Source organism: Mesorhizobium sp. M0909, assembly GCF_040319515.1.
GTDB lineage: Bacteria > Pseudomonadota > Alphaproteobacteria > Rhizobiales > Rhizobiaceae > Mesorhizobium.
The window spans coordinates 191,355-208,556 of record NZ_JAMYOA010000008.1 but is presented as its reverse complement, the minus strand read 5'-3'; the positions used below and the strand labels follow the sequence as shown (position 1 = coordinate 208,556).

At 64.0% G+C, this 17,202-nt stretch carries 16 protein-coding genes; 3 read left to right on the top strand and 13 right to left on the bottom strand.

Annotated elements, in window-relative coordinates:
- Positions 1-80: 80 nt before the first annotated feature.
- From NKH83_RS15355 to NKH83_RS15295, 13 genes are all read right to left on the bottom strand, one after another.
- Positions 81-476 (bottom strand): RidA family protein, encoded by a 396-nt coding sequence (locus NKH83_RS15355; protein WP_254816235.1) that lies wholly within the window; start codon positions 474-476, stop codon positions 81-83.
- A 72-nt stretch (positions 477-548) separates the two neighbouring features.
- Positions 549-1,697: an acyl-CoA dehydrogenase family protein gene (locus tag NKH83_RS15350; protein WP_352805522.1), complete on the bottom strand. Its 1,149-nt coding sequence runs from the start codon at positions 1,695-1,697 to the stop codon at positions 549-551.
- A gap of 237 nt (positions 1,698-1,934) precedes the next feature.
- Complete coding sequence (locus tag NKH83_RS15345) at positions 1,935-2,747, bottom strand: enoyl-CoA hydratase family protein (RefSeq protein ID WP_352805519.1); 813 nt, start codon at positions 2,745-2,747, stop codon at positions 1,935-1,937.
- Positions 2,744-3,214, bottom strand: a complete 471-nt coding sequence (locus tag NKH83_RS15340) for a MarR family winged helix-turn-helix transcriptional regulator (protein ID WP_254816232.1) — start codon at positions 3,212-3,214, stop codon at positions 2,744-2,746. The genes NKH83_RS15345 and NKH83_RS15340 overlap by 4 nt, the downstream gene beginning before the upstream one ends.
- Positions 3,208-3,981 carry an SDR family NAD(P)-dependent oxidoreductase gene (locus tag NKH83_RS15335; protein ID WP_352805516.1) on the bottom strand — a complete coding sequence of 258 codons (774 nt, stop codon included), beginning with the start codon at positions 3,979-3,981 and terminating at the stop codon, positions 3,208-3,210. The genes NKH83_RS15340 and NKH83_RS15335 overlap by 7 nt, the downstream gene beginning before the upstream one ends.
- Positions 3,978-6,272 carry a bifunctional salicylyl-CoA 5-hydroxylase/oxidoreductase gene (locus NKH83_RS15330; protein ID WP_352805513.1) on the bottom strand — a complete coding sequence of 765 codons (2,295 nt, stop codon included), beginning with the start codon at positions 6,270-6,272 and terminating at the stop codon, positions 3,978-3,980. The genes NKH83_RS15335 and NKH83_RS15330 overlap by 4 nt, the downstream gene beginning before the upstream one ends.
- 143 nt (positions 6,273-6,415) lie before the next feature.
- Positions 6,416-7,015 carry a VOC family protein gene (locus tag NKH83_RS15325; protein WP_254816229.1) on the bottom strand — a complete coding sequence of 200 codons (600 nt, stop codon included), beginning with the start codon at positions 7,013-7,015 and terminating at the stop codon, positions 6,416-6,418.
- Between the two features lie 80 nt (positions 7,016-7,095).
- A complete protein-coding gene (locus NKH83_RS15320) occupies positions 7,096-7,926 on the bottom strand; it encodes an ATP-binding cassette domain-containing protein (RefSeq protein WP_352476018.1) in 831 nt (276 codons plus the stop codon).
- Positions 7,919-8,809, bottom strand: coding sequence for an ABC transporter ATP-binding protein (locus tag NKH83_RS15315; RefSeq protein WP_352476017.1), 891 nt, complete (start codon positions 8,807-8,809; stop codon positions 7,919-7,921). Before NKH83_RS15315 ends, NKH83_RS15320 begins: the two co-directional genes overlap by 8 nt.
- On the bottom strand, positions 8,806-9,654 hold the full coding sequence (locus NKH83_RS15310) for an ABC transporter permease (protein WP_352476016.1): 849 nt from the start codon (positions 9,652-9,654) through the stop codon (positions 8,806-8,808). The genes NKH83_RS15315 and NKH83_RS15310 overlap by 4 nt, the downstream gene beginning before the upstream one ends.
- On the bottom strand, positions 9,647-10,654 hold the full coding sequence (locus NKH83_RS15305) for an ABC transporter permease (RefSeq protein WP_352476015.1): 1,008 nt from the start codon (positions 10,652-10,654) through the stop codon (positions 9,647-9,649). The genes NKH83_RS15310 and NKH83_RS15305 overlap by 8 nt, the downstream gene beginning before the upstream one ends.
- A gap of 64 nt (positions 10,655-10,718) precedes the next feature.
- Complete coding sequence (locus NKH83_RS15300) at positions 10,719-12,245, bottom strand: ABC transporter substrate-binding protein (RefSeq protein ID WP_352476014.1); 1,527 nt, start codon at positions 12,243-12,245, stop codon at positions 10,719-10,721.
- Between the two features lie 107 nt (positions 12,246-12,352).
- The gene (locus NKH83_RS15295) at positions 12,353-13,927 is read right to left on the bottom strand and encodes a phytoene desaturase family protein (RefSeq protein WP_352476013.1); all 1,575 of its coding nucleotides are present in this window, start codon (positions 13,925-13,927) and stop codon (positions 12,353-12,355) included.
- A 117-nt stretch (positions 13,928-14,044) separates the two neighbouring features.
- On the opposite strand from NKH83_RS15295, the gene NKH83_RS15290 reads away from it, so the two are divergent.
- From NKH83_RS15290 to NKH83_RS15280, 3 genes are all read left to right on the top strand, one after another.
- Complete coding sequence (locus NKH83_RS15290; protein WP_254816222.1) at positions 14,045-14,836, top strand: cyclase family protein; 792 nt, start codon at positions 14,045-14,047, stop codon at positions 14,834-14,836.
- A 309-nt stretch (positions 14,837-15,145) separates the two neighbouring features.
- Positions 15,146-16,717, top strand: coding sequence for a phytoene desaturase family protein (locus NKH83_RS15285; RefSeq protein WP_352805505.1), 1,572 nt, complete (start codon positions 15,146-15,148; stop codon positions 16,715-16,717).
- Entirely contained in the window at positions 16,717-17,196 is a 480-nt protein-coding gene (locus NKH83_RS15280) for a MarR family winged helix-turn-helix transcriptional regulator (protein ID WP_352455076.1), read from the top strand. Before NKH83_RS15285 ends, NKH83_RS15280 begins: the two co-directional genes overlap by 1 nt.
- Positions 17,197-17,202: the final 6 nt, after the last annotated feature.

The window sequence follows — 17,202 nt, the reverse complement described above, 5'->3', positions numbered from 1 at the left end:
CGTAAGACATCGGATGCTATCCAAAGTACCGCGTTTTTCAAGGCGAAAGTTTAAGCTTAAAAAATTGCTACGTGTTGCCGTCACTCCGGAATTACCGCCGTGGCCTGGATCTCAACCTTGGCGCGATCCTCGACCAGCGCCATCACCTGCATGGCGGCCATGGCCGGAAAATGCCGGCCGATCACCTCGCGATAGACCTCGCCGATCCCCTTGAGATTGGCCAGATATTCCGCCTTGTCGGTAAAGTACCAGGTCATCGAGGTGATATGCTGCGGCTTGGCGCCGGCCTCGGCGAGCACGGCGACAATATTGGCCAGCGTTTGCCGCACCTGACCGACAAGATCATCGGTCTCGAAGCAGCCCTGTCCGTTCCAGCCGACCTGCCCGCCGACGAAGACAAGCTGCCCGCGCGCGGCGACGCCGTTGGCGTAGCCGACGGGTTTCGCCCAGCCTTCCGGCTGCAGGATGGTGTGCATGTCAAAACCTCCCAATGCTCAAATCCGGTCGCTCAAACTCAAGGACAATCAATTTTTACGCAAACTCCTGTCTCAGGCCGCTCCCATCACTTGCCGTGCAATCACCACTTTCTGCACGTCGGACGCCCCCTCGTAGATGCGCAGTGCCCGAATCTCGCGATACAGTCTTTCGACGATATGCCCCTTGCGGACGCCGTCGCCGCCATGCAGCTGGACAGCCTTGTCGATCACCTCTTGCGCTTTGTCGGTAGCGAACAGCTTGGCCATGGCGGCTTCGCGGGTAACCCGGGCCGCGCCCATGTCCTTGGTCCAGGCGGCGCGGTAGACCAGTAAGGCGGCGGCATCGACATCCAGCGCCATGTCGGCGATATGGCCCTGCACCATCTGCAGCTCGGCCATCGGTGCACCGAACAGCTTGCGCTCGGCCACTCTTGTGATGCCTTCGTCCAGCGCGCGCCGGGCAAGGCCGAGCGCCGCTGCGCCGACAGTCGAACGGAATACGTCGAGCACCGACATGGCGATGCGAAAACCGTCACCGGGTTTGCCGATCAGCGCCGAGGCTGGGACGCGTGCATTGTCGAAAGATAGCCGGGCGAGCGGGTGCGGCGCGATCACCTCCAGCCGCTCGGCGATGGTCAGCCCCTCGGCCTCGGAAGGCACGACGAAGGCGGAAAGCCCCTTGGCGCCGGGCGCCTCGCCGGTACGGGCAAAGACAACATAAAAGTCAGCGATACCGCCGTTGGAGATCCAGGTCTTTTCGCCGGATAGGTGATAGCTGTCGCCGTCTCGCGCGGCGGTCATTTCCATATTGGCAACGTCCGAGCCCGAACGCGGCTCCGAAAGCGCGAAAGCCGAAATCGCCTTGCCGGCCCGTGTCTTTGCCAGCCAGTGCTGCTGGTCTGGCGTGCCGAACAGGCTGAGCGCGCCGGTGCCGAGCCCTTGCATGGCGAAGGCGAAATCGGCGAGCCCATCATGCCGGGCCAGCGTCTCGCGCGTGAGGCAGAGCGTGCGCACGTCGAGCGGCGAGGGGTTTTCGATGTCGAGCGCCGTCGGCTTCAGCCAGCCGTCCCGGCCGAGCTTGGCCACCAGCTCGCGGCAAGCGGCGTCGACATCGTCATGCGCGACCGGCAGGTTTTTCCCGCACCAGGCATCCAGCTCTTCGGCGAGTGCGCGGTGTCGGTCCTCGAAGAACGGCCAGTTGAGGAAGGACCGATCAGGCATTTCTGCCTCCGCTATGCTTCGGGCCTCGCGCTCTACGGCGCCCCCCTCTGGCCTGCCGGCCGTCTCCCCCTCCAGGGGGGAGATTGGCAGCTCCGGCGTCCGCCCGCATCTTGCGGCGGTTGCGATTGGCTAAGGTGGGAACCAAAGTCGATCTCCCCCCTTGAGGGGGAGATGTCCGGCAGGACAGAGGGGGGCGCTGTCCCGCGAACCTGTCGGTCTTTATCGAAGAAAACATCCTCAATTCCCCTCGAACACCGGCTTTTCCTTGGCGACGAAAGCCTCGTACGCCCGTTCGAAATCGCGTGTCTGCATGCAGATCGCCTGCGCCTGCGCTTCCGATTCGATAGCCTGGTCAAGCCCCATCGACCATTCCTGATTCAGCTGCGTCTTGGTCATGCCATGGGCGAAGGTCGGGCCGGAAACGACGCGCGCGGCCATGTCGAGCGCGTCGGCCTCTAGCGTTGCGACATCGACCAGCCGGTTGTAGAAGCCCCAGCGCTCGCCTTCCTCGGCGCTCATCGTGCGGCCGGTATAGAGCAGCTCGGCGGCGCGGCCCTGGCCAATGATGCGCGGCAGGATCGCGCAGGCGCCCATGTCGCAGCCGGCAAGGCCGACGCGGGTGAACAGGAAAGCCGTTTTGGCCTGTGGCGTGGCGATGCGGATATCGGAGGCCATGGCGATGATTGCGCCGGCGCCGACCGCCACGCCGTCGACCGCCGCAATAATCGGCTTGCCGCAATTCAGCATCGCCTTGACGAAATCGCCGGTCATGCGGGTGAAGGCGAGCAGCGCCTTCATGTCCATCTTGACCAGCGGCCCGATGATTTCATGGACATCGCCGCCCGAGCAGAAATTGCCGCCATTGGGAAGGAACACCACCGCATCGACATCGTCGGCATAGACGAGATCGCGAAAAGTGTCGCGCAATTCGGCATAGCTGTCGAAGGTCAGCGGGTTCTTGCGCTCCGGCCGATCGAGCCGGATTTTTGCGATCTTGCCTTCGACCTGCCAGAGGAAATGCTTCGACTTGCGGCCAGCCATCTTCGTCATTCCCGTCCCTCCCAATTGCTGCGGAAGGAGGTCAGCATGCCGGTCAGCCGGCGCGCCTCGTCCTCGCTCACATTGCCCAGCAACTCGCCGACCCATTTTTCATGCGCGGCGGCGATCACGGCGAAAGTCTTCGATCCCTCTTCCGTCAGCCGCACCATCGAAGTGCGGCGGTCGCCATTGCGTCGGGCCCGCATCACCAGCCCTTCCGAGACCAGCCGGTCGATGATGCCGGTGACATTGCCGTTGGACACCAGCAGGAAGCGCGAAAGATCGCTCATCAGCATGCCTTCCGGCGCGCGGTAGAGCGCGGCCATCACGTCGAAGCGTGGCAGCGTCGTGTTGAACTCTTGCCGCAGGCGTTCGCGCAGCTCGGCCTCGATGGTGCGCGAGGCGCGCAGCAGGCGAATCCACAGCCGCAGGCGGTCCTTGCCGGGTCCGGACGGGGCGGGTAGGGGACCGGCTACCATGTCTCACCTCCGGAGATCGACATCGTCTGCCCGGTAATCGACCGGGCGGCGTCGCCACACAGATAAAGTACCGCGGCCGCAATTTCCTCCGGCTGGATGAAGCGGTCTTGCGGGTTGGTCGCGGCAAGGCTTGCCCGTGCCTGCTCGGACGAGCGGCCGGTCGCTTCGACGATGCGCTGGACGGCGCTCTCCAGCATCTCGGTTTCGACAAACCCTGGGCACACGGCATTCACTGTTATGCCGGACTTGGCGGTCTCGACGGCGAGTGCCCGCATCAGGCCGACGACGCCATGCTTGGCGGCAACGTAAGCTGAGACATAGGGATAGCCTTTCAATCCGGCGGTGGAAGCGACGAAGATGATACGGCCAGTCTTGCGCACTGCCATGCCGGCCAACGCCGGCTTCACCGTCAGGAACGCACCAGTCAAGTTGACGTCGAGCGTGCGCTGCCAGTCTGCCAGCGAGGTCCGTTGCGCCGGCGCGCTGCCGGACATGCCGGCATTGGCAACGACGATGTCGAACGCTCCGTGTGCCGCTTCCGCGGCCTCATAGAGCGCCGTCATCGATGCCTCGTCGGTGACGTCGGCGGCAACGGCGAAGATGCGCTTGTTCTCGGCGGCAACCTCGGCAAGCGGCTCCACGCGCCGGCCGCAGATGGTCACGTTAATGCCCGCGCCGGCCAGCGCCAGCGCGATCGCGCGGCCGACGCCGGAGCCGCCGCCGGTGACCAGCGCGTGACGCCCCGAAATCGTCGCCGTGGCACTCATACCTTCAACCCCGCTGCCGCTTCGCGCTCGGCCAGCCGGTAGAGCTGGTCGCGGCCGGGCAGATAGGGATCCGGCCATTTGACGCCCCGATCGCCAAGCGTGACGGCCGCGTGCAGCGTCCAGTACGGATCGGCAAGATGCGGCCTAGCCAGTGCGACGAGATCGGCGCGGCCCGCCATCAGGATCGAGTTGACGTGGTCCGGCTCATAGATATTGCCGACCGCCATCGTCGCCATGCCGACCTCGTTGCGGATGCGATCGGAAAACGGCGTCTGGAACATGCGGCCATAGACCGGTCTTGCCACGGCCGAAGTCTGGCCGGCCGATACGTCGCAGATGTCTACGCCGGCCTCATGCAGCAGCCGCGCGATCTCTACGGCATCGGCCGGCGTCACGCCTTCGATGCCCAGCCAGTCATTGGCGGAGATGCGCATCGAGATCGGCTTCTCGGCCGGCCACGCGGCGCGCACCGCATGAAAGATTTCCAAGGGATAGCGCATGCGGTTTTCCAGCGAGCCGCCATAGGAGTCGGTGCGCCGGTTGGTCACGGGCGTGATGAAGGAGGACAGGAGATAGCCGTGCGCGGCGTGGATTTCGAGCATGTCGAAGCCGCAGCGCGCCGCCATCTCGGCCGAAGCGACAAACTGGTCGCGCACCATATCCATGTCGGCGCGGTCCATCGCCTTCGGCACCTGGTTTTCCGGCGACCACGGCACGGAAGAGGCTGCCATGACCGGCCAATTGCCTGAGGGCAGCGGCACGTCGGTTCCCTGCCAGCCGAGCCTGGTCGACCCCTTGGCACCGGAATGGCCGATCTGGGCGCAGATCTTGGCCTCGGTCTCGGCATGGACGAACTCGACCAGCCGCTTCCAGGCGACCTCATGCTCGGGCGCATAGAAACCGGGGCAGCCAGGCGTAATGCGGCCCTCCGCGCTGACGCAGGTCATCTCGATGTAGAGGAGGCCGGCGCCGCCCTTGGCCCGTTCGGCGTAATGGGCGAAATGCCAGTCAGTCGGACAGCCGTCGACCGCCTTGTACTGCGCCATCGGCGAGACGACGACGCGGTTCTGCAGCGCCATGCCGCGCAGCCGGAACGGCGCGAACATCGGCGCGCGACGCAGATTGTTGCCGCCGGCACCGGCCTGGCGCTGGAACCATTCCTCGGCGCCGGCCAGCCATTCGGCATCGCGCAGCCGCAAATTCTCGTGACTGATGCGCTGCGAACGCGTCAAAAGCGAATAGTTGAACTGCACCGGATCGAGGCCGAGATAGCGCTCGACCTCCTCGAACCATTCGAGCGAATTGCGCGCCGCCGACTGCAGCTTCAGCACTTCGGTGCGGCGGGCGTCCTCATATTTGCGGAAGGCTGCCTCGAGGTCCGGTTCGGACTCGACATAGTCGGCCAGCGCCACCGCGCTTTCCAGCGCCAGCTTGGTGCCGGAACCGATCGAGAAATGCGCGCTCGCCGCCGCGTCCCCCATCAGCGCCAGGTTCTTGTAGGACCAGCGTTCGCACAAGACGCGCGGGAAATTGATCCACGCCGAGCCGCGGATATGACTGGCATTGGTCATCAGCGCGTGGCCGCCGAGATGACGGGCAAAGATGCGCTCGCAGACGGCAATGGATTCCTGCTGCGACATCGCGCCGAAGCCGAAGCGCTGCCAGGTCTGCTCGCTGCATTCTACGATGAAGGTCGCGGTATCGCTGTCGAACTGGTAGGCGTGCGCCCACACCCAGCCATGCTCGGTTTTCTCGAAGATGAACGTGAAGGCGTCGTCGAATTTCTGGTGGGTGCCGAGCCAAACGAACTTGCATTTACGGATGTCGATATCGGGCTTGAACACGTCGACGAAGGTGCCCCGCGCTTTCGAGTTCAGCCCGTCGGCGGCGACAACCAGGTCGTGCGTCTCCATAAACGGCCTTGGATCGGCGATGTCGGATTCGAAGACCAGCTTGACGCCGAGCTCGCGCGCCCGCCGTTGCAGCAGGGTGAGCAGCCGCTTGCGGCCGATGCCGCAAAAGCCATGACCGGTCGAGACCGTTCGCACGCCGTCATGGATGACGGCGATGTCGTCCCAATAGGCGAAATGCTTGCGGATCCAGACGGCGCTGACCGGGTCGTTTTTGGTCAGGTTCTCCAGCGTTTCGGCCGACAGCACGACGCCCCAGCCGAACGTATCATCGGCACGGTTGCGCTCGAATACCGTGACCTCATGCGCGGCATCCCTGAGCTTCAGCGAGATTGCAAAGTAGAGCCCGGCTGGCCCGCCGCCGAGAACCGCAACTTTCATCGTGCGATCTCCTCTTCGCTTCTGTCAGTCGAGTTTACGCCTGAAGCAGATTAATTCAAGCTTGAAGTTTCAGGATTGAAACAATCCGCCTCAGAAACCCAGCCTGCCGGCAGTCGGCTTGCGCGGGCCAGGAAAGCTCCGGGCTATTTTTCCGGGTTCTTCGGGCTCCACAGCACCGTCTCCGCATCTTTTTCATAGGCCATGCCATTGGGATAGCTGATCGCTTCCAACTGCAAGCCCCAGGGCGCCTGGAAGTAGAGGATAGTCTGGCCGGCGGCCGGGCCTTCGGTAACCGGCAGCGGCCCCATCCGCGTCTTGACGCCCTTGCCGTCAAGATAGGCTTTTGCGGCGGCGATGTCGTCGACATAGAAGGCGATGTGGAAGCCGCCTATGTCGCTGTTGCGAGGCGTCAGGTCCTTCTGGTCCGGCGCGGTGTATTTGAACAGCTCGATGTTCGACCCGTGTCCGCAGCGGACCAGGGTGATCTCCTCGATCACTGCCTTGGGATCGACGCCCAGCAGATCCTGCATGAACGTGCCCTTGTCGTCGGCGAACGGGCCGAACGACATCGCCTTCTTGCAGCCGACCACCTCGGTAAAAAACTCGACGGCCTGCTGCATGTCGGGGACGGTGACGCCGGTGTGGTCGTGGCCACGCATGCCGGGTATCGAATCAGCCGAGGCTGCTCCCATCGAGCCGGCCAGAGCGGCCGCAAGCATCGTGTTTCTGATTGCGTATTTCATTCCAGTTCTCCTCCGTTTCGCGAGCTGACTTGTCGGCGCACGTCCGAGGCCCGCTCTTCGGTGTGCGAGTAGGAATGTGTTCATGCCGGCGCCTTTGCGGCGGGAAGCAGCCAGGCGTCATCGATCTCGGGCAGCGGAATGGCGGCGAGGAGGTCGCGCGTGTAAGCCTGCTGCGGCTTCTCGAACAAAGTATCCGTCGCACTGGCTTCGACGATCGCGCCTTCGCGCATGACGATCACTTGCCGGCAGAGCCGCCGGATCACCGACAGGTCATGGCTGATGAAGGCAACGGTCAGGCCCATCTCGGCGGCGAGTTTTTCCAACAGCGTCAGGATCTGTGCCTGGGTCGACACATCGAGGCCTGAGACGATTTCGTCGGCCAGCACGAATTTCGGCGACAGCGCCAGCGCGCGGGCAATGCCGACGCGCTGGCGCTGGCCGCCCGACAATTCATGACGATAGCGGCTGGCGAAGCCTTGCGGCAGGCCGACGCGCTGAAGCGCTTCAGCAACTCGGGCTTTCAGATTGTCGCCGAGGCCATTCTGTTTGAGTGGTGCGGCGATGATGCTGGCGATGGTGCGGCGTGGGTTAAGCGACGACATCGGGTCCTGGAAGATCATCTGCAGATTGCGGCGTACGGGCCGCAGCTCCGCCTCTGGCAGATGCGTGATGTCGCGGCCGTCGAAGCTGACGCTGCCGGCGCTGGGCTCCAGCAGACGCACCAGCGCGCGGCCGAGCGTCGATTTCCCCGACCCGGATTCGCCGACGATGCCGGTCACCGATCCCCTGGGCAGATCGAAGTCCAGGCCTTTCAGGATCTCGGCCAACGGAGCGCGGCCAAACAACGGCTTGCGCGTCATGTCGGGTAAGGCAACCTTCAGCCCGCGCACGGAAAACAGCGGCTCAGCCATGCGGGTGCCTCCAGGCCTGGTCGGCGGCGGCGATCTCCGCGGCCAGCCCGGCCAGTACCGCCTCGTCCACGGGTTTCAGCGAAGCGAGGGGATCGGTGTAGCGCGGCGTCGCGGCCATCAGCGCCCGCGTATAGGGGTGCTGCGGGGCAGCGAAGAGAGCAGCCGTCTCGGCCTCCTCCACCACCTTGCCGGCGTAGAGCACTGAAACTTTCTGGCTGATCTTGGCGACGACGCCGAGATCGTGGGTAACGAACAGGATCGCCGTGCCATGCTCGCGCTGCAACGCAGCGATCAAGCGCAAGATCTGCTTCTGCACGGTCACGTCGAGCGCCGTGGTCGGCTCGTCGGCGACGATCAGCCTTGGTTCGGCTGCGAACGCCGCGGCGATCAGCACACGCTGGCGCATGCCGCCGGACAGCTCGTGCGGATAGCATTTGAGGACACGCTCGGGGTCGCGGATCTGCACCTCGTCCAGCAATTGGCGGATGCGTGTATCGGCCTTCTCACCGCTCCAGCCGAGGATGCGCACCAGCCGGTCGGTCATCTGTGGGCCGATTCGCCGTGACGGATTGAGCGCGGTCAGCGGGTCCTGCGGGATCAGCGCGGTGCGCGCGCCGATCAGCGTGCGCCTTGCCTTCGGCTGAAGCTTGCCGAGGTCCTCGCCCTCGAGCAGCATGTCGCCTTCGACAATGCGCACGCTGGGTGGCAGCACGCCGAGCACCGCCTTGCCGATCATCGTCTTGCCGGCGCCGCTCTCGCCGACCAGCGCGCGGACCTCGCCGGGTTGAACGGAAAGCGATACCGAGCGCAACACGCGCAAGCCATTAGGCAGCACCGCGCTAAGGTCGCGTATGTCGAGGCAGGATTTCGCCAGCGCGTTCATCGCAGCACCGGATCGAAACGTGCCCTAAGACCTTCGCCGAACTGGCTGAACGACAGCACCGTGAGGATCAGGGTGACCAGCGGGAACACCAGCACCCACCAGGCCTGATGGATCGATAGGCGACCCTCTGCGATGATGCCGCCCCAGGTTGGGTCGTCGGTCGAGATCGACAGATTGACGAAGGACAGGATCGCCTCAACGATGATGGCAATGCCCATCTCCAGCGACAGCAGCGCCACGATCGACGGCACCACATTGGGCAGCACTTCGCGCAGCATGATGCCGATGCGGCCGTAACCGGCGATGCGGGCGTTCTCGACATAGTCCATGCGCGACTGGCCCATCGTCTCGGCGCGGATCACCCGGCAGAAGCGCGTCCAGTCGATGACGGCAATGGCAATGATAACCGAGCTCAAGCCGGTGCCGAGCACAGCGACCAGAAGGATGGCAAACAGCACCGGGGGAAACGCCATCCAGACATCGACGATACGCGAGATGATGCGGTCGGCCCAGCCGCCGAAATAGCCGGCGATCAGCCCCAGCGTCGAGCCGACCAGGCAGGCGGCAAGGGCTGCCACGAAGGCGACGATGAAGGCGATGCGGGCACCGAAGATCAGCCGTGACAGAAGATCGCGGCCGAGGCTGTCGGTGCCGAGCCAGTAGCCGGGCTCAGCACCGCTCAGCCAGAACGGCGGCAGCCGCTCCAGCATCAAATCCTGCGCCAGTGGGTCCTGCGGCGCGACCAACGGCGCAAAAATCGCGGCCAACAGCCCAATCAGCAGCCAGCCGCCGGCCAGCCACAGGCGTGCCTGCGAGCCATGTCTTGAAATGCGGGCCTCATCCATGGCGCAGCCTCGGATTAAGCAGCGCATACATCATGTCCACGCTGAGGTTGATCAGCACGAACAGCAGCGCGAACACCAGCACGATGCCCTGGATCAGCGGCAGGTCGCGGTTGATGACGGCATCGATCGCCATGTTGCCGAGACCCTCATAGGAAAATAGCCGCTCGACGATGACCGTGCCGCCGATCAGGAAGGTGAACTGCACGCCGACCAGAGTGAGCGTCGGCAGGGCGGCGTTTTTCAACGCCTCGCGCAGGATGACGTGCGTTTCCGAAAAGCCCTTTACCCGCGCCAGCACGACATAGTCGAGGTCGAGCACTTCCTTCAGCGACTGTTTCAGCAGCTGCGAGATGATCGCGGCGAGTGGCAGCGCCAGAGCCACGGCCGGCATCAGCATATGCGCCAGCAGATCCTTGGTCAGGTCGAAGCGCAGCCGCACGATGCTCTCGAACAAATAGAACTGCGTGACGAAGGGCAGATCGAGTTGCGGCGACACCCGGCCGGAAATGTCAAAAACCGGCACCAGCACGCCGAACAAAAGGATCAGCACCAAACCCCACAGGAAATCGGGAATCGAGAGCGCCGCACCGCTGGCGATGTCGATGCCAGCCTCGACCGCGGTGCCGCGTTCGCGCGCGCCGAGGATCGCCGTCGTGCCGCCGATCGCCAGCGCCATCAAGAGCGCGACGATCGCGAGTTCCAGCGTCGCCGGCAGGCGGTTGAAGACCAGGCCCAGAACATCCTGCCGGAGCGAAATCGAAGTGCCGAAATCGCCCCTGACGACACCTGCCAGCCAGATGAAAAATTGGTGGACGATGGTCTTGTCCAGCCCGTAAAGCGCGCGCAGACGCGCGATGTCGGCATCGGTTGCACCGGGCGGCAGCATCATCGCGATCGGATCGCCTGGCGCGACACGGATGACGACGAAGACGACGACGGCCACGCCGAACAGCGTGATCGCCATCGTCAGAAGACGGATCAGGAATCTTTGCAGCAGCATGGTCGCCCGTGACAGAAAATGCGCGCCGTCATTCCGCACGGCGCGCGGCAAGCCGAAGGCTGTCTCAGGCCGGGCTCATCAGCGCCGGCAACAGCGCGCCCGACACATGCTGCACGACATTGACGCCCTTGGCATGCACGATCGGCTGCGCATACTGGATCAGCGGCAGTACATAGGCCTGCTCGGCAATGTACTTGTCGACGGCCTTCCAGCCGGCAATGCGCTTGGCCTCGTCCTTCTCGCCCCACAGCGGGTTGATCATGTCGATCAGATCCTGACTGTCCCACACCGAATGCGGGCTCGGGCCATACATGGCAAAGCCGGTCGAGGTGGTCGGGTCGCCGATGGCGTTGCCCCAATTGTAGAAGGCGGCCGGCGCCAGCTTGTCGGCGGCGCGCAACTCATAATGCTTGGCGATCTCGTAGACCTCGATCGTCGCCTCGATGCCGACCTTGCGCCACATGCCGACGATCGCCTGGATCATCTCGTAGTCCTTGGGTTTGAAGCCCTTGGTCGTCTGTATCGTGAACTTGACCGGCTTTTCCGGCGAATAGCCGGAGGCGGCCAGCAATTCCTTGGCCTTTTCCGGGTTATGTTCGGCCTTGATCGACGCATCGTAGGCGGCGTATTCCGGCGTCTCCAGCGTATCGATGGGCTGGCCGTAACCGCGCAGCAGCCGGTCGACCAAAAGCTTTTTATCGACCGCCATCACCGCTGCCTGGCGCACGTTCTTGTCCAGCATCACGTCGATGTCGTTGAAGAAGATCATGCCGATGTCGGAAACATTCTTGCATGAGCCGGTAAGTCCGTCCTTGGCGATCAGGCGGTCATATTCCTCATAGGGGATTTCGAGAGTCACCTGCGAGGAGCCGGACTCGATCTCGGCGACGCGGCTCGCCGCATCGGTGACGAACTTGATGGTTACGTTTTCGAAGGCCGGCTTGCCGCCCCAGTAGTTCGGGTTGGCCTTGAGCCGCAGGAAGGCGTTGCGCTCGAATTTGTCGACCATATAGGGCCCGGTGCCGATCGGGGCTTTCTCAAAACCCTCGGCGCCGACCTTTTCGTAATAGGCCTTCGGCATGATGTAGCCGGTGAGGAACGACATCCATTTGAAATACACCGGGTCGAATTGCACGACGTCGCCGGTGATCTTGTTGCCGTCGATCTTGAAGTTGTTGACGTTCTTCCAGACGAACTGGATCGGGTTGCCGGTCTTTTCATCGCCCGCCCGCTGCAGCGACCAGACCACGTCTTCGGCCGTGAACGGCGAACCGTCATGCCAGGTGACGCCCTCGCGCACCGTCATCATGATCTTGCTGCGATCCTCGTTCCAGCCCCATTCGGTGAGCAGGCCGGGTGCGAAAGAAAGGTCCGGCTTCTGCGGGATGAACTGGTCGAACACCGATTGGTAGAGACCCTGGATGGTCGGGTTGACCGCCGAAGGCCCGGTGGTCGGGTCCCAGGACGGTAGGTTGACGTTGTAGGCGATAGTCAGTTCGCCGGCAGCCTTGGCGATTTGCGGCAGGCCGAGCGCCGTGGCGCCAAGTGCGGCCGCGCCGTATCCGAGCAATTCTCGTCTGTTGATTGTCATGGTCGTTCCCCTGTTGCTTTTATGCGCGGTGTCGTTGTCAATCGGTGGGTTCAGGCTCCTTGGGCAACCGCGCCTTGTCCTCCTTCACCCTGGATGAAAAATGGAGCCTACCTCCCGCCAAGTTGTTGTGCGAGCATGAAGCCTGACGCCGCCCCGGTGCCGGCGCCCGGCCATGTTGCCGCCCCGGTCAGGTGCAGATTGCCGATCGGCGTGTTCCAGCCGGCGTAACCGCGCGCCGGCCGGAACAGGAAATTCTGCGCCAGATGATGGCTGCCGCAGACCTGGTCGCCGCCGACCAGGTTGGGATTCTCGCGTTCGAGGTCGATGGGCGAGAACACGGCGCGGCCGAGGATCTTCCGGCGAAGGCCGGGCGCATAGCGCTCTATAATGTCGAGGACGCGCTCGCCGTAGTGCTCCCTAGCCTCGTCCCAGTGGGCCGGCGCGATCATGCCCGCCGCATCGCCCACAATCTCGGCCGGCAGCATGCGCACCTGCACCCAGAGCACATGCTTGCCGTCCGGCGCGCGCGACGGATCGACCGCGGTCGGCTGGCCGACGACCAGCACCGGCTCTTCCGGCAGCATGCCTGCCATCGCCTGCTGATAGGTTCGCGACATGGCGTCGAGCGACGGCGAGAGATGCACATAGGCGAACTGCCGAAGCTCGGCGCCGGCGCGCCAGTCCGGCAAATCGTCGAGTGCCAGATGGATCATCATCGTGCCCGGCGCGTGGCGGAATTTTTTCATGGCCGTGTCGAAGCCGGCGTCGCCCGATCCATTGGGCAACAGTTTCCCGGTCAGCGCCTTGGGTGCGACACCGGCGATGACGGCCCTGGTGGCGGTGTGAGTCTCGCCGGAAGCGAGCCGCACGCCGGTCGCCTTGCCGGCCGAAACCGTGATCTCGGCGACATCAGCCCCAGTGACGATCTTGCCGCCGGCTGCCGTGAGCATGCCCGACAAAGCGCGGATGATCGTGTCGGCGCCGCCTCTGCCGAGCAGCATGCCGAAGCACTGGTTGGCCATCGATTCGAGGTAAGGAAATACCGCGCCGCCAGCGATGTCAGGCGCGAAATCGAGATGCATGCCCCAGGTGGCCAGCGTCGCCCTGACATGCGGTGACTCGAAAGTCTGCTCGAGCCACGCGCGGGGTGAGGAAAGCAGTAATCGGCCGGTATCGAGCGCGCCGCCAATACCCTTCTTGCGCCAGAGCTTCCAGGCCGTGCCGGCGAGCGCACGCCCACTCATCGGCGAGCCCAGCAGCCGGAACAGATGCTCGGCCTCCGCCGGGAATGCCGCAACCAGACGGCGCCATGTGGCTGCGTCGGTCGCGGAGAAGGCGGTCATCCGTCCAGTGGTCTTCTCCAGGTCGCTGCTGACGCCGAACCAGCGACCGTCGGGGAAGGCGCTGGCAAAACAGTCGGCCACCGGCACGAATTCCAGCCCGTGGGTTTTCAATTCATTTGCATATTTCCTGTGAAAGGCCGAGCCGGCGAACAGGCCCAGATTCATTGCGCCGAAATCGTGCCGGAAGCCTGGAAGCGTGAATTCACGCGTCTGGACGGCGCCGCCGATCGTTGGATTGCGGTCGAAAACCGCTGTTTTCCAGCCTTTGAGCGCCAGATGCGCGGCGCATGCCAGACTGTTGTGGCCTGCCCCGACAAATATGGCGTCGAACTCGCTCACGCCCCGTCCCATTTCCTTTATGCTTAAAGATAATTGCAGATGCATATGTTTTCGTCTAGTAGGATATTAAGGGCCGCGAGAGCCTTCAGCACCATTGAGAAAGAGGGAACAGAGACCATGGACACACAACAACTCCTCGGCGACGTCGCCGGCCAGCTTCTTTCAGGCGCCATCCAGGTGGTCGACCTGACGGCGCCGCTCGGGCCCAACACGCCGCTGATCAAGCTGCCGCCGGAGCTGGCGGTGGACACGCCGAAGGTCGAGATCCACGCCATCTCCCACTATGACAAGAACGGTCCGTGGTGGGCCTGGAACTGGCTGAAGCTCGGCGAACACTCGGGCACGCATTTCGACGCGCCGCAGCACTGGATCACCGGCAAGGATTATCCGGACGGTGCCACCGACACCATTCCGGTTCAGAATTTCGTCGGCCCGGTCAATGTCATCGACTGCTCGAAGCAAGCCGCCGCCGATCACGACTTCCTGCTCACCGTCGACCACATCAAGGCCTGGGAAGCCGAACATGGCGCTATCAACGCGGGCGAATGGGTGGTGATGCGCACCGACTGGTACAAGCGCAACGGCTCGGAAGCCGAGTTCCTCAACGCCAATGAGACCGGACCGCACACGCCCGGACCGACGGCCGAGGCCATCCAGTATCTGATCAGCAAGGACATCAAGGGCTGGGGCAGCGAGACGATCGGCACGGATGCTGGCAAAGCAGGGGGAATGGAGCCGCCATTCCCGGCGCACAGCCTGATGCACAAGGCCAACCGCTATGGGCTCGCCAGCCTGTGCAACCTCGACCGGCTGCCGCCGAAGGGCGCGATCCTGATCGCCGCACCGCTCAAGATCGAGCACGGCACCGGCAGCCCGATCCGCGCACTGGCGCTCGTGCCGAGACAATAGGGCAACTGGCGGTCTTCGGGAGAAGATCATGCTTGCAGGCAATGCTGTGGTGACGAGTTGGGAGCGGCAGTCTTGCAAGGCTGCTCTACGGCGCCCTCCCCTGTCCTGCCGGACATCTCCCCCACTTAGGGGGAGATTGGCAGTTTCGGTGCCCCGCTCATTCCTGCGACGTTGGAGAGTGGCGAAGGCCGCGGTGACAGCCGATCTCCCGCCAAGTGCGGGAGATGTCCGGCAGGACAGAGGGGGGCGCGAAGAAACGCCAATCCACACAAATGAATTCCACCTTCCGCTCACCCGGAGCAACCCTCGATGAGCGATATCGATCACATCATCGTCGGTAGCGGCATCAACGCGTTGGTTTGCGCGGCGATGCTTGGCGGCAAGGGGGCGAAGGTGCTGGTGCTCGAGCGCAACGACCGCATCGGCGGCTGCATGCGCACCGAAGAAATCACCGCGCCCGGCTTCATCCACGACGTGATGGCGACGACCTTTGTCCTGTTCATCACCTCGCCGGCCTATGCCGCGCTGGGCAAGGATCTGGCGCGGCACGGCCTGGAGTTTTGCAACACCTCCACGCCGACCGGTGTGCTGCGCCCGGACGGCAGCCATGCCGTCCTGCGCACCGAACGTATCGCCAATGTAGCGGCGATCAATGCGCTTGCCGCGGGCGACGGCGACCGGCACGCAAACGATGTCGGCGAGATCGAACGCAATGCTGGCCTGCTGTTCGGTCTGCTCGGCGGCAGCCTGTGGTCTTACCCGACGGTAAAGCTGCTCGCGGGCGAAGCCTGGCGGCGCGGCCCGCGTGGCCTTGCCGCCTTTCTCGGCCGCGCGCTGGTGCCAGCGCGCGGTTGGTTGGAAAGCACCTACCAGTCGGAAACCATGCGCGCGCTGTGGGCGCCCTGGGTGCTGCATGCCGGCCTTGGGCCTGAGGACGCGTTCTCCGGCCAGATCGCCAAGGTCATCGCCTTCGCGCTTGAGGCGGCCGGCGCGCCGATCGTCAAGGGCGGTGCCAGGAATCTGCTGTCTGCCTTCGAAGCCCTGATCAGGGAACGTGGCGGCGAAATCCGCACCGGCGCCGACGTCGCGGCTATTGTCCAAGGCGGAGGCCGCGCCGCCGGCGTGCGGCTGGCTTCGGGCGAAACGATCAGCGTGAACAAGAGCGTCATCTGCTCGGTCACGCCGACCCAGCTTTACGGGCGGCTGCTCGGCGACGCGGCGCCGAAAGCCGACGTCGAGGCAGCGCAAAAATACCGCTATGGCAAGAGCAATTTCCAGATCCACTATGCCTTGGACAAGCCGCCGGCATGGCGCGGCGAGGGCCTGGACAAGGTCGCGCTGCTGCATCTGACGCCGGGGCTCGACGGCGTCTCGAAGGCCTGCAACGAAGCCATGCGCGGCATGCTGCCGGAGGTGCCGACCATCTGCGTCGGCCAGCCGCACGTACTCGACCCATCGCGCTGCCCGGACGGCAAGGCGGTCCTGTGGCTGCAACTGCCCGAGGCGCCACGCCATATCAAGGGCGATGCCGCCGGCAAACTGCAAACACCGGCAGACGGTCGCTGGACCGAGGCGCTGCGCGAAGCCTATGCCGACCGTGCCGAAGCGATCCTCGCCAGCCATATCGATGGGTTCAAGGACAGCGTCATCGCGCGCCGCGCCTGTTCGCCGGCCGACCTGGAAGCGATGAACATCAATCTGGTCGGCGGCGACCCCTATGGCGGTTCCTCGACCATCGACCAGTCGTTTCTGTGGCGGCCGCTCAAGACGAGCCGCAATCACGAAACCGGGGTCAGGGGTCTCTACCACATCGGCGCCTCGACCCATCCGGGTGCTGGCTTGGGCGGCGGCTCCGGCTTTCTCCTGGCGGGGAGGCTGTGATGGAACAGAAGGTTGAAAAACGCCAGCGCATCTCGACTTTGGGCCAGATCGGCCTGCAGCAGTTCGCGCCCTATCTGATGAACCGCATCATGGGCCGCTACAACGCCACGCTGCGCGACAATTTCCGCAAGCAGGGCCTGACCATTCCGCAGGTGCGCACGCTGGCCGTATTGTCGGTCACCGATGGCGTCACCGTCAACGATCTCTCGGTCTATACCGTCATCGAGCAGTCGACCTTGAGCCGCACGCTCGACACGCTGGAGGGACAAGGGTTTGTTCGGCGCGAGCAGGGGGTCACAGACAGCCGGATCCGCCATGTGTTCCTGACCGACGATGGCCGCGCCGAGTTCGCGCGCGCCTGGCCGGCCATGCACGACGCTTTCGAGGCTATGTTCGACGATGTCGACGATGCCGAATACGCGGCGCTGATCGCGACATTGCAGAAGATGCTGAAGAACATTCGCAAGCACGACATCTGACGATCT

Coding starts and splice junctions, on each gene's coding strand:
- NKH83_RS15355 (WP_254816235.1), bottom strand. CDS start 476: ATGCACACCATCCTGCAGCCGGAAGGCTGGGCGAAACCCGTCGGCTAC.
- NKH83_RS15350 (WP_352805522.1), bottom strand. CDS start 1,697: ATGCCTGATCGGTCCTTCCTCAACTGGCCGTTCTTCGAGGACCGACAC.
- NKH83_RS15345 (WP_352805519.1), bottom strand. CDS start 2,747: ATGACGAAGATGGCTGGCCGCAAGTCGAAGCATTTCCTCTGGCAGGTC.
- NKH83_RS15340 (WP_254816232.1), bottom strand. CDS start 3,214: ATGGTAGCCGGTCCCCTACCCGCCCCGTCCGGACCCGGCAAGGACCGC.
- NKH83_RS15335 (WP_352805516.1), bottom strand. CDS start 3,981: ATGAGTGCCACGGCGACGATTTCGGGGCGTCACGCGCTGGTCACCGGC.
- NKH83_RS15330 (WP_352805513.1), bottom strand. CDS start 6,272: ATGAAAGTTGCGGTTCTCGGCGGCGGGCCAGCCGGGCTCTACTTTGCA.
- NKH83_RS15325 (WP_254816229.1), bottom strand. CDS start 7,015: ATGAAATACGCAATCAGAAACACGATGCTTGCGGCCGCTCTGGCCGGC.
- NKH83_RS15320 (WP_352476018.1), bottom strand. CDS start 7,926: ATGGCTGAGCCGCTGTTTTCCGTGCGCGGGCTGAAGGTTGCCTTACCC.
- NKH83_RS15315 (WP_352476017.1), bottom strand. CDS start 8,809: ATGAACGCGCTGGCGAAATCCTGCCTCGACATACGCGACCTTAGCGCG.
- NKH83_RS15310 (WP_352476016.1), bottom strand. CDS start 9,654: ATGGATGAGGCCCGCATTTCAAGACATGGCTCGCAGGCACGCCTGTGG.
- NKH83_RS15305 (WP_352476015.1), bottom strand. CDS start 10,654: ATGCTGCTGCAAAGATTCCTGATCCGTCTTCTGACGATGGCGATCACG.
- NKH83_RS15300 (WP_352476014.1), bottom strand. CDS start 12,245: ATGACAATCAACAGACGAGAATTGCTCGGATACGGCGCGGCCGCACTT.
- NKH83_RS15290 (WP_254816222.1), top strand. CDS start 14,045: ATGGACACACAACAACTCCTCGGCGACGTCGCCGGCCAGCTTCTTTCA.
- NKH83_RS15285 (WP_352805505.1), top strand. CDS start 15,146: ATGAGCGATATCGATCACATCATCGTCGGTAGCGGCATCAACGCGTTG.
- NKH83_RS15280 (WP_352455076.1), top strand. CDS start 16,717: ATGGAACAGAAGGTTGAAAAACGCCAGCGCATCTCGACTTTGGGCCAG.